The sequence below is a fragment of the Terriglobales bacterium genome, from assembly GCA_035454605.1.
Classification (GTDB): Bacteria; Acidobacteriota; Terriglobia; order Terriglobales; family Acidobacteriaceae; genus DATMAB01.
Genome location: DATIGQ010000158.1, coordinates 1 through 9,850 on the forward strand (window position 1 = coordinate 1; position 9,850 = coordinate 9,850).

Annotated in this window: 10 protein-coding genes; 3 read left to right on the top strand and 7 right to left on the bottom strand. The window is 64.9% G+C overall.

Annotation, left to right across the window (positions count from 1 at the left end; translation table 11 throughout):
- Positions 1–391: 391 nt before the first annotated feature.
- On the top strand, positions 392–2,146 hold the full coding sequence (locus VLE48_11365) for a SpoIIE family protein phosphatase (protein ID HSA93601.1): 1,755 nt from the start codon (positions 392–394) through the stop codon (positions 2,144–2,146).
- Between the two features lie 54 nt (positions 2,147–2,200).
- On the opposite strand, the gene VLE48_11370 is transcribed toward VLE48_11365, so the two are convergent.
- The 3 genes from VLE48_11370 to VLE48_11380 form a co-directional block, all read right to left on the bottom strand.
- Positions 2,201–2,458, bottom strand: a complete 258-nt coding sequence (locus VLE48_11370; GenBank protein HSA93602.1) for a hypothetical protein — start codon at positions 2,456–2,458, stop codon at positions 2,201–2,203.
- 74 nt (positions 2,459–2,532) lie between these two features.
- Complete coding sequence (gene pckA / locus VLE48_11375) at positions 2,533–4,128, bottom strand: phosphoenolpyruvate carboxykinase (ATP) (protein ID HSA93603.1); 1,596 nt, start codon at positions 4,126–4,128, stop codon at positions 2,533–2,535.
- Between the two features lie 167 nt (positions 4,129–4,295).
- Positions 4,296–4,682, bottom strand: coding sequence for a hypothetical protein (locus VLE48_11380; GenBank protein ID HSA93604.1), 387 nt, complete (start codon positions 4,680–4,682; stop codon positions 4,296–4,298).
- Positions 4,683–4,719: 37 nt separating this feature from the next.
- Between VLE48_11380 and pgeF the strand changes: the two genes are divergently transcribed.
- Positions 4,720–5,646: a peptidoglycan editing factor PgeF gene (pgeF, locus tag VLE48_11385; protein ID HSA93605.1), complete on the top strand. Its 927-nt coding sequence runs from the start codon at positions 4,720–4,722 to the stop codon at positions 5,644–5,646.
- 12 nt (positions 5,647–5,658) lie between these two features.
- Here pgeF and VLE48_11390 read toward each other — a convergent pair whose 3' ends face one another.
- Positions 5,659–5,937, bottom strand: coding sequence for an HU family DNA-binding protein (locus tag VLE48_11390; GenBank protein HSA93606.1), 279 nt, complete (start codon positions 5,935–5,937; stop codon positions 5,659–5,661).
- 68 nt (positions 5,938–6,005) lie between these two features.
- Complete coding sequence (gene sppA / locus VLE48_11395) at positions 6,006–6,917, bottom strand: signal peptide peptidase SppA (GenBank protein HSA93607.1); 912 nt, start codon at positions 6,915–6,917, stop codon at positions 6,006–6,008.
- Between the two features lie 87 nt (positions 6,918–7,004).
- Here sppA and VLE48_11400 point away from each other — a divergent pair, with 87 nt between their 5' ends.
- The gene (locus tag VLE48_11400) at positions 7,005–7,856 is read left to right on the top strand and encodes a diacylglycerol kinase family protein (GenBank protein ID HSA93608.1); all 852 of its coding nucleotides are present in this window, start codon (positions 7,005–7,007) and stop codon (positions 7,854–7,856) included.
- 27 nt (positions 7,857–7,883) lie between these two features.
- Here VLE48_11400 and tyrS read toward each other — a convergent pair whose 3' ends face one another.
- Together tyrS and purN are read right to left on the bottom strand one after the other, a co-directional pair.
- Positions 7,884–9,125 carry a tyrosine--tRNA ligase gene (gene tyrS, locus VLE48_11405; protein ID HSA93609.1) on the bottom strand — a complete coding sequence of 414 codons (1,242 nt, stop codon included), beginning with the start codon at positions 9,123–9,125 and terminating at the stop codon, positions 7,884–7,886.
- A gap of 42 nt (positions 9,126–9,167) precedes the next feature.
- On the bottom strand, positions 9,168–9,850 hold a 683-nt coding region (gene purN / locus VLE48_11410), incomplete at its 5' end, for a phosphoribosylglycinamide formyltransferase (GenBank protein ID HSA93610.1).

A 9,850-nucleotide genomic window follows, 5' to 3' on the forward strand; every position in this document is an offset into this window, starting at 1 on the left:
GGGTGGCACGGCCAGCGCCTGCGTCGGCCTGGCCAAGTCGCTGGGCGCCGAGATCGCCGGCGTCGGCTTCGTCGTCGAGCTGGACTTCCTCAAAGGCCGCGAGAAGCTCAAGGGCGAAGACGTGTACTCGCTGCTGCGGTACGACAAGTAAAGGGCGCCCGGTTGCTCCGGCGTTACCATGTTTGCAACCCTCGCCCGTGCCGCATATAGTTACGCCCATCAGTCCCGTCGGCCGCCTTTCACGCGCCTGAACACCGCCGGGGATTGAAGCATCGCGCTGCCTCCCATTTTGGGAGGCGGCTCCAGGAGAGGAACTGCGATCGCCACCGCGGCTGAAGGCAAGAACCGAGAAACCGGCTCCAAGGATTATGTCACCGCCTTCGCGGCGGTGATGACGCGCGCCGCCACGCCCCGGTCCACCGACGAGGTGCTGGCTCAGGTCCCCAGCGTACTGGCCACCGAGTTCGATGCCGAACGCTCCGAGCTTTGGCTTTGGGACGAACCTTCCCGGTCCGCCTATCTGACCCATGCCGCGGGCCAGCCCGGACACCACCGCCACGATTACGCGCCCGCCGGGGAGGGCGCCATCGGCAAGCTGGCGGACGCCCGCAAGACCGTCGAGAACGTGGAGGTCGCCAGCTTCGGCGGCGATGACCAGGAGTTCGCCCGCCGCACTGGCCTGACCCGGCTCTCCGCCTATCCGCTCGAAGCCCGCGGCCGCCTGGTGGGGGTCATCGCCAGCTACTCGCGCGCGGAGGTGGACGAAGAGCGGCTGCGCTGGTGGCGGCTCTACGCCGAGGTCACCGGCATCAGCGTGCATGAAGCCCTGGCTGCTCAGGAAAGCCGCAAGGCCATCACCCAGCTCTCCTTGCTGTTTGAGGCCACGCGCCTGCTGAATTCCACCCTCGACCTGGCCGAGTTGCTCGACCTGATCCTCAGCATCGCCCGCAAGGAGACCCAAGCCGACCGCGGGACGGTCTTTCTGGTGGACAAGCCTCACCAGGAGCTGTGGTCCATTGTGGCCTCGGGCCTGGACCGCGAGGAGATTCGCATGCCCTTCGGCCGCGGCGTGGCCGGCCGCGTGGCCCAGACGGGCGAGACCGTCAACGCGGAAGACGCTTACAAGCTGGCCTTTCACGAAAGCAGCTTCGACCAGAAATTCCATTACCGCACCAAGTCACTGCTCTGCCTGCCCATCCGCCACCACACCGGCGAGATCGTGGGCATCATCCAGTTGCTGAACAAGACCACCGGCGGGCCGTTCACTCCGGAAGACGAGGACTTCCTCACCAAGCTCTCCGGGCACATGGCGCTGGCGCTGGAGAACGCCCGCCTGCACCGCGAGTCCATCGAAAAGCAGCGCCTGGAAAAAGAACTGGCATTGGCACGGTCGATCCAGCGGAATCTGCTGCCGCTGTCTCCGCCGGTGGTTTCCGGCTTCGACCTGGCCGTGGTCAATGAGCCTTGCTACGCCGTGGGCGGAGACTACTACGACTTCCTCAGCCTGGGACCGCAGTCCATGCTGCTGGTGGTGGCGGACGTGGAGGGCAAAGGCGTTTCCTCCGCCCTGGTGATGTCCAATCTGCAGGCCACGCTGCGCGCGCTGGTGATGCACCTGCACTCGCTCGAAGTGCTCACGCTCTCGCTCAACGAGATGATGTACCACGACGCCAAGTCCACCAAGTACCTCAGCATCTTTTTGGGATTGGTGGATACCCGGCGCAACGGCCTGCACTACATCAACGCCGGGCATGTGCCGCCGCTGCTCATTCGCGGCGCGACCGGTGAGTCCAAGCGGCTGGAAGAAGGCGGGCTGGTTGTGGGTTTGTTCCCGCAGGCTGAGTACGAGCGCGGTTCGGTAAAGCTCGAGCCCGGGGACGTGTTGGTGTGCTGCACCGACGGCATCCTAGAAGCCACGGACAGTCGGCAAGAAGAATTCGGGTTCGAGCGCCTGGCCGAGGCCGTGGCCCGCCACCGCGCCAAGAGCGCCCAGGACATCGTGGATTGCGTGCTCGAGGAAGTGAACCGGTTCGCCGCGGGCGGCACCCACGTGGACGACAAGGTCTTGATGGTGATGAAAGTGGCTCGCGATGCCCAGCCGCAGACCGCGCTCGCCGGCACGCCCTGGTCGCGACCGCCGGGCTAGCATTAGCCACAGAGGCACAGAGACACAGAGCGAATCGGGATTAAGGACTGAGAACTACTTCTCCGCTACGATCAGCACGGCTTCTCTTGGCAGGTAGCCCTTCCTGCGGAACCAGTCTTCCATGGCAGCGCGCAACTCCGCGAGGGGCACTCGTGCGCCGATCTCCAGCAGGCCATCGCCGATGGGAAGGGTGTCGTCAAAGACGGGCGAGTTGGTGAAGTTGCGCATGGCGAAGCTGTCCAGCCACTTCAGCGGACACGGCTGGCGCTTGCCTTCGGCCTCGTATTCGACGCGGATTTTTCTGCAGAACATGGCGCGAGCGGTTCCGCTTCTCGCGAGCTTCAAGCGCGAAACACGAGAAACCAGAAGCGGGAAACCAGCACTAGCTAGCCGCTGACCGCTACCTTCACCGGCCCGGCGGCGCGCACCGCTTCCGGCGCGTCGAACTGCTCGAAGTTCTTGGCGAAGCGCTCCGCCAGGTTGGCGACCTGCGTGTCGTAGGCAGCCTTGTCCCGCCAGGCATTGCGTGGGCTCAGCAGTTCCGCCGGAACGTCCGGGCAGGACTTCGGGATGCTCAGTCCGAAGGCCGGTTCCGTGGCGTACTCGGCCTTTCCCAGGCGTCCATCCACGGCGGCCCGCACCATGGCACGCGTGTAGGGCAGGTTCATGCGCTTGCCCACGCCGAACGGCCCCCCGAACCATCCGGTGTTGACCAGCCAGCACTGCGCCTGATGGCGCCGCAGGCGGTCGCCCAGCATCTCCGCGTACACCTTGGGGCGCAGCGGCAAGAAGGGCGCGCCGAAGCAGGTGGAGAAGGTGGCTTGTGGCTCGGAGCCCACGCCCGCCTCCGTCCCCGCCACCTTGGCGGTATAGCCGGAGAGGAAGTGGTACATCGCCTGTTCCGGAGTCAGCCGCGAGATGGGCGGCAAGACGCCAAAGGCGTCTGCGGTCAGAAAGACCACGTGCTTGGGATGTCCGCCAATGCCGGGAATCAAGGCGTTATCGATGAAATCTACAGGATAGGCGGCCCGGGTGTTCTCGGTCAGCCGGTCATCGTTGTAATCGGGTACATGCGTTTCCGGCGAGATGACCACGTTCTCCAGCACCGCCCCGAAACGCAGCGCGTTCCAGATCTGCGGCTCATTCTCGCGCGAGAGCCGGATGCACTTGGCGTAGCAGCCGCCCTCGAAGTTGAAAACGCCGGTCTCGCTCCAGCCGTGCTCGTCGTCGCCGATGAGGCGGCGGCTGGGGTCTGCCGAGAGGGTAGTTTTGCCCGTCCCGGAGAGTCCGAAGAACAGCGCGGTCACGCCATCCGCGCCCACGTTCGCCGAGCAGTGCATGGGAAAAACGTTGCGGTGCGGCAGCAGGAAGTTCATCACGCTGAAGATGGACTTCTTCATCTCGCCGGCGTACTTGGTGCCGCAGATGAGCACCAGTTGGCGCTTGAAGTTCACTCCGATGAACGCCTCCGAGCCGGTGCCGTCGCGCGCCGGCTGGGCATGGAACTCGGGCGCGCAAATCACCGTGAACTCCGGCTTGTGGGCTACCAGCTCCGCTGCCGACGGCCGGACGAACAGTTGCCGCACGAACAGGTTGTGCCAGGCCAGTTCGTTGATCATCCGGATGGGCAGGCGGTACAGGGGGTCGGCGCCGGCGAACAGGTCCTGGACATACAACGTGCGGTTCGCGAGGTAGTCCACCGCGCGGTCGCACAGGGCATCGAACCTGGCCGCATCGAAGGGCTGGTTGACCGTGCCCCAGTCCACCCGCTCAGCGGTGATCTCATCCTTGACCGTGAACTTGTCCTTGGGGGAGCGCCCGGTGCGCTTGCCCGTGTCTGAAACCAGGGAACCGTTCGAGGCCAGGCGACCCTCGCTGCGCCGGATGGCGTGCTCCACGAGCGCACCCGCCGGCAGGTTGCGATGGACATCCTTGCCGTGGACGAGTGCGGCAATCGCGCTCATCAGGGCGTCGTCGGACATATGCGAGGCCTCCTGGGCCTGGGCCAAAGTATCAATTCTGCCTGAAGGGCAGGCCCGGATTCCAGTTTCGCGGTACGGAGACCTTCAATCCGGGCGCGCTCTCACGCTAACGCGTTGAGCACAAAGGCGCTGTGGCCTGCGTCACAAGACCCCCGTGACGGCCAATCTCAGCCCGCAGCCGCGGTCACAGCCGCTTCCGCCAGTACCTGCTCCAGGTGATCCAGGGTTTCTTCCACGCTGAGGGTGTACATCTCGCGGCCGCCCTCCAGACCGGATTCGATAGCGTGCTTCAGGAACCGGCCGGCGATGGCGACGGCCAGAGGGTCGGTGATGGCCTGGCCGGTGCGCTTCCGGTACTCGACCCAGGCGGGATGCGGCAGGCTGATCCACACCGGGCGCCCGTTCACCAGAAACTTGATGTCGACGGCGTCGGCATGGCGGGTGGAGATGGCCACGATGAGCGCCTTGTAGACGCAATGCCGGTCCTCGCCGGTCCAGTGGTCACGTGCGTGGAAGTCCGCGTACATCGTGGCATGACTATAGCGGACGCGCACGGCAGCGGCAAACCGCGTCGGCCGATAGAATGGAAGCGTGCCGGCCGCCGCCCGCCGAACGGAACGCCCGCGGATCTTGCGCGCGCCTGCGCTCTCCCGCTTCCGCTGGCTGCTGCACGGGTTTAGCACGCGACGCGGAGGCGTCTCGCGCCGCTTCGGCGGAAAAGCGCTCAATCTGGGCTTCGGCGCCGAAGATTCGCGCACGGCGGTGGAGAAGAACCGGCGGCGCTTCCTGGCCGAGCTTCCGTCCGGCGGCCGCGCCAAGCCCACGCTGATCACCTTGCGCCAGGTGCACTCCGACGTGATCCACGTCGTGGACCGCGTCCCGAGCGCGCCGCTGGTGGGCGACGGCCTGCTCACCGACGTTGCCGGCCTGGTGCTTGCCGTGCAGACTGCTGACTGCCTGCCCGTTCTGCTGGCGGACCCGGAGCATCACGCCGTCGGCGTCTTTCATGCCGGCTGGCGCGGCACGCTGGCGCGCATCGTGGAAAAGGGCGTGGGGATGATGCGCCAGCGCTACCAAAGCGATCCGCGGAAGCTGGTGGCCGCCATCGGACCGGGCATCCACGGTTGCTGCTACGAAGTGGGAGGCGAGGTGCGCGAGCGCTTCGAGGCACAGTTCGATTACGCTGCCGCGCTGTTCCACGAGGTTTCTGAGTCCGATCCGGTGCGTGAGAAGTATCCGCTGCTGTTCCTGACGGCGCGGGCGCCGGGTCACAGCGAGCTCGGTCCCAAGCTCCATCTCGATCTGGTGGGAGCCAACCGCAGGCAACTGGTGGCCGCCGGACTGCGGCCGCGCCACATCTGGGCCTCGCCGCTGTGCACGTCTTGCCGCGTGGACCTGCTCTTTTCCCACCGCGGCGAGCGCGGCAAGACAGGGCGGATGATGGGAGCGGTCGGGCTGCGCTCGAATGCAAGATTCAAAATGAAAAATGCAAAAGGGCCAAGAGCCAAGGGCCAATAGCCAAAAGCGCAGCTACTTGCTGTTGACGAGGTCCTTCAGTTCCTTGCTGGGCTTGAAGAAAGGAATGGTCTTGGCCGGCACCTCTACGCGATCGCCGGTCTTGGGGTTACGACCGACGCGGGGCTTGCGCTTGCGGGTGCGGAAGCTGCCGAAGCCCCGGATCTCGATCTTGTCACCGGCGCGCAGCGAGCGCACGATGCTGTCAAAGATCGTCTCCACGATCACTTCGCTGTCTTTGCGCGTCACTTCCACCAGTTGCGAGACTTGATCGATCAGGTCCGCCTTGGTCATGGGTGTCTCTCCGACAGCGGGTTTTGGTGCGGGCGGGGAGCCCGCGGCGCGCCTATCCTACCGCAGCTTTACTTCCACAGGTAATAAAAACCGACGTGCGTTTCCATGAGCTTGGAGCGATCGGGGAACCAGGCGCTGGCGTCGCCGAACAGCACGTCGAGCAACGTGCGCCGCTCCTTGATGGGCCGCACTAGCGTGGGCTCGCCCTCGATGCCCACGGCTTTCGCGGTGTCGTCCACGCAGGCCTGGAAGTCACCCAACTGGTCCACGAGCTTCAGGGGCAGGGCCTGCTGCCCGGTCCAAACCCGGCCATCGGCCAAAACGCGCACTTCTTCTTCCTTGAGCTTGCGTCCCTCAGCCACCGCCCGGACGAACTGAGCCTGCATGTCGTCCATCAGTTTCTGCAGGTACTCGCGCTCGGCGGGGGTGATGTCGCGCGAGGGCGAGCCGGTGTCTTTGAACTCGCCGGTCTTGAGCGTGATGTCTTTCAACTTCAGCCACTTGATGAGCTCGGGATAGATGTAGTACTGCGCGATGACTCCCACCGAGCCCACGATCGAGCCCGGGTTGGCGTAGACCTTGTCGGTGGCCACGGCGATGTAATAGCCGCCGCTCGCGCCCACGGTGCTGATCCAGGCTACGATGCGCTTCTTCTTCTTTTCGCGCACGCGCTTGACGGCGTCATGGATCTCCTGCGAGGCGGCCACGCCACCGCCGGGCGTGTTCACCCGCAGGATGATGGCCTTGATGGAGCTATCGTCGCCGTACTTCTTGATGTGCTCCACCGTGGCCTTGGAATCGATGAGGACGCCTTCAATGTCCACCACCGCGATGCGATCGCCAAACCCGGCAAAGCCCGTGTCGGCGTCCGACTTCACACTCACGTACACCAGCGTGAACACCGCCAGCAGGAACAGGAAGAAAGCCCCGCCGCCGACCACGATCCACAGGAAGGTACGCGACTTGCCGTCGTTGCTCATGGGCAGACGCCTAGTCTAGCACCGTCCAGGTGGAGGCGGTGGCGCGACCTCGACGGGCTGCCATCGGCGGTGTAGATTTGCCGGGCCATGCGGGCTGTCGCCATCCTCGGGCCTGGCGCCATGGAGCACGAATTGCGGCGATTCCGCGAGTGCGGAGTGCCGATTGCCGTCGCCGATTCGCCGCAGAACGCCGATGCTGCGCTGATCCTCGGCGGCGACGGAACCATCCATCGGCAGCTTCCTCACCTGGCCCGCGGTGGCATCCCCATGCTGCCCGTACCTCACGGCAGCGGCAACGACTTTGCGCGCGCCCTGGGCCTGTTACAGCCGGGAAACGCGCTGGCCGCCTGGCGGAAGTTCGTCGCCGGCGCCGGAAACGTGCACGACGTGGATCTGGGCGTGATACGGAGCCATACCAAGCCTTCCTCCGCGACCTACTTCTGCTGCGTGGGCGGCGCCGGGGTGGACGCCGAAGCCAACCGCCGCGCCAACGCCATGCCGGCGTGGTTGCGGGGTCATGGGGGATACGTTCTCGCGGCACTGGCGGCGATAGCCGGCTTCCACGCCTGCGAGTTCCGCATCGCGGCAGAAGGCGCGGAAGCGCCGCCGGACGCGTTCGCCGGACGGGCCTGGATGGTGGCATTCGCGAACGCCTCGGCCTACGGCGCGGGGATGAAGATCGCGCCGCGCGCGCTGCCCGATGACGGCCGGTTGGACGTATGCCTGATTCGCGACGCCTCCCGATCGCGCCTGATGCGTTGCCTGCATCGCGTCTATTCTGGGGGGCACCTCGAAATGCCGGAGGTCACTTATTACCAGGCCGAGCGCGTGCGCATCGAGACAGCAGTCTCCCTCGATGTCTACGCTGACGGCGAGTACGTGTGCCAGACGCCCATCGAGGTCTGGGTGGAGCAGCGAGCGCTGCGGGTGATCAGCTGAACTCGATTCTCAAAGTCCGACTGACAGTCAGGAAATCCGCACCTTGCGCAGGAGCTTGCCGGCGCGAATGGTCAGTTCCGCAGGGAGGTTCACGGGGAGGATGGCATCCGCGTGTAGTTTGCCGTCGATGCGGACTGCTTTCTGCCGGATCTTGCGCAAGCCGTCGCTGACCGATTCAGCCAACCCGCACCGAGCCAAGAGCTTGTCCAACTTGATGGCGCTGCCATCGGACGAGTGGGCGGCAACATCGGCGAATTTCACCGCGACTGTCTCCACGCTCTCCGGCACTTCACCCTTCTGGAACTGTTTGGCCCAGTCGTCGGCGGCCTGTTGCGCGGCTTTCTCCGAGTGGAAGTCGGCCACGATTTTCGCAGCCAGGCCCTTCTTGGCGTTCATGGGGTGGAGTTTGCCGCTGCCGACCTGGCGCTTCATGTTCTCGATGGCGTTCGTGGAGGCATCGGTAAGCAATTCCCAGTAGCGCCACATCATGTCGTCGGAGATGGACATGAGCTTGCCGTACATTTCCAGCGGTGGCTCGGTGATGCCGATGGCGTTGCCGAACGACTTGGACATCTTCTGCACGCCGTCCGTGCCCTCGAGCAGCGGCGTAGTCAAGACGATCTGCGAGGGCTGGCCGTAGGCGCGCTGGATCTCGCGTCCCACCAGCAGGTTGAACTTCTGGTCGGTGCCGCCCAGTTCCACGTCGGCCTTGAGCGCCACGGAATCGTAGGCCTGCGCCAACGGGTAGAGCAGTTCGTGGATAGCGATGGGCTTTTCCTGGTCGAAGCGCTGGTGGAAGTCCTCACGCTCGAGCATCTGCGAAACCGTGTACTTGGCCGCCAGGCGGATGAAGTCGTCCGCCGTGAACTGCGAAAACCAGCGCCGGTTGAACTCGATCACTGTCTTTTCTGCGTCCAGGATCTTGAACACCTGTTGCTTGTAGGTTTCGGCGTTGCGGTCGATCTCTTCGCGGGTGAGCGGCGGGCGGGTGGCCGAGCGTCCGGTGGGATCGCCGATCATGCCGGTGAAATCGCCGATGACGAAGATGACCGTGTGACCCAGGTCCTGAAAGTGCTTGAGCTTGCGGATGAGGACGGTGTGGCCCAGGTGCAGGTCGGGGGCCGTGGGGTCGAAGCCCGCCTTGACGCGCAAAGGCGTGCCCGTCTTGCGCGATTGCTCCAGGCGGTCGCGCAGCTCGGATTCACGAATAATCTCGGCCGCCCCTTTTTTCAAGAGGGCGAGCTGCTCATCGACGGGGGGGAAGGGCATGGCGGAGATTATATTTCTCGCGCGCTGGAATTCGACAATTCGTCAATTCTTCAGAACCACTCGTCTCCCTAGGACCTCGAATCTCTCACCCAGCACGATATTGATCGCCTCGGTATAGGCGATGTGCTCCTGTTCGAGGATTCGCGCCGCCAGCGCGTGCTCATCTTCCGTGTCCAGCACCGGCACCGTACGCTGTACCAGGATGGCGCCGTGGTCGAGCTGCTCGTCCACGAAGTGCACGGTGCAGCCGGAGACTCTCACTCCGTAGTCGAGCGCCTGCTTCTGAGCTTCGAGGCCGGGGAAGGCGGGCAGCAGCGACGGGTGGATGTTGAGAATGCGCTGTGGGAACTGTTGCACGAACCAGGCCGAGAGCAAGCGCATGTAGCCAGCCATGCAGACCAGGTCCACCTGTGCCTCGCGCAGCGCCGCGGCCACCTCGCGGTCATGCTCCTCGCGCTGCTTGCCCTTGGAGGGAATGACGAGCGCTTTCAGGCCGCGTTGACGGGCGATCTCAATGCCGGCGGCTTCGGCGCGGTTCGAGACCACGACGGCGATGCGCGCGGCGATGCGGCCGGCGTCGCAGGAATCCGCAATGGCCTGGAAGTTCGTGCCGCGCCCGGAGATCAGGATGCCGAGATTCTTCATGGACCGCTCATTGTAGCCGCGCGCGAGACGCAGGGGAACGCGGCCTGTCACGTTCCCCTGTGTCCCCGACTCTCGGTCAG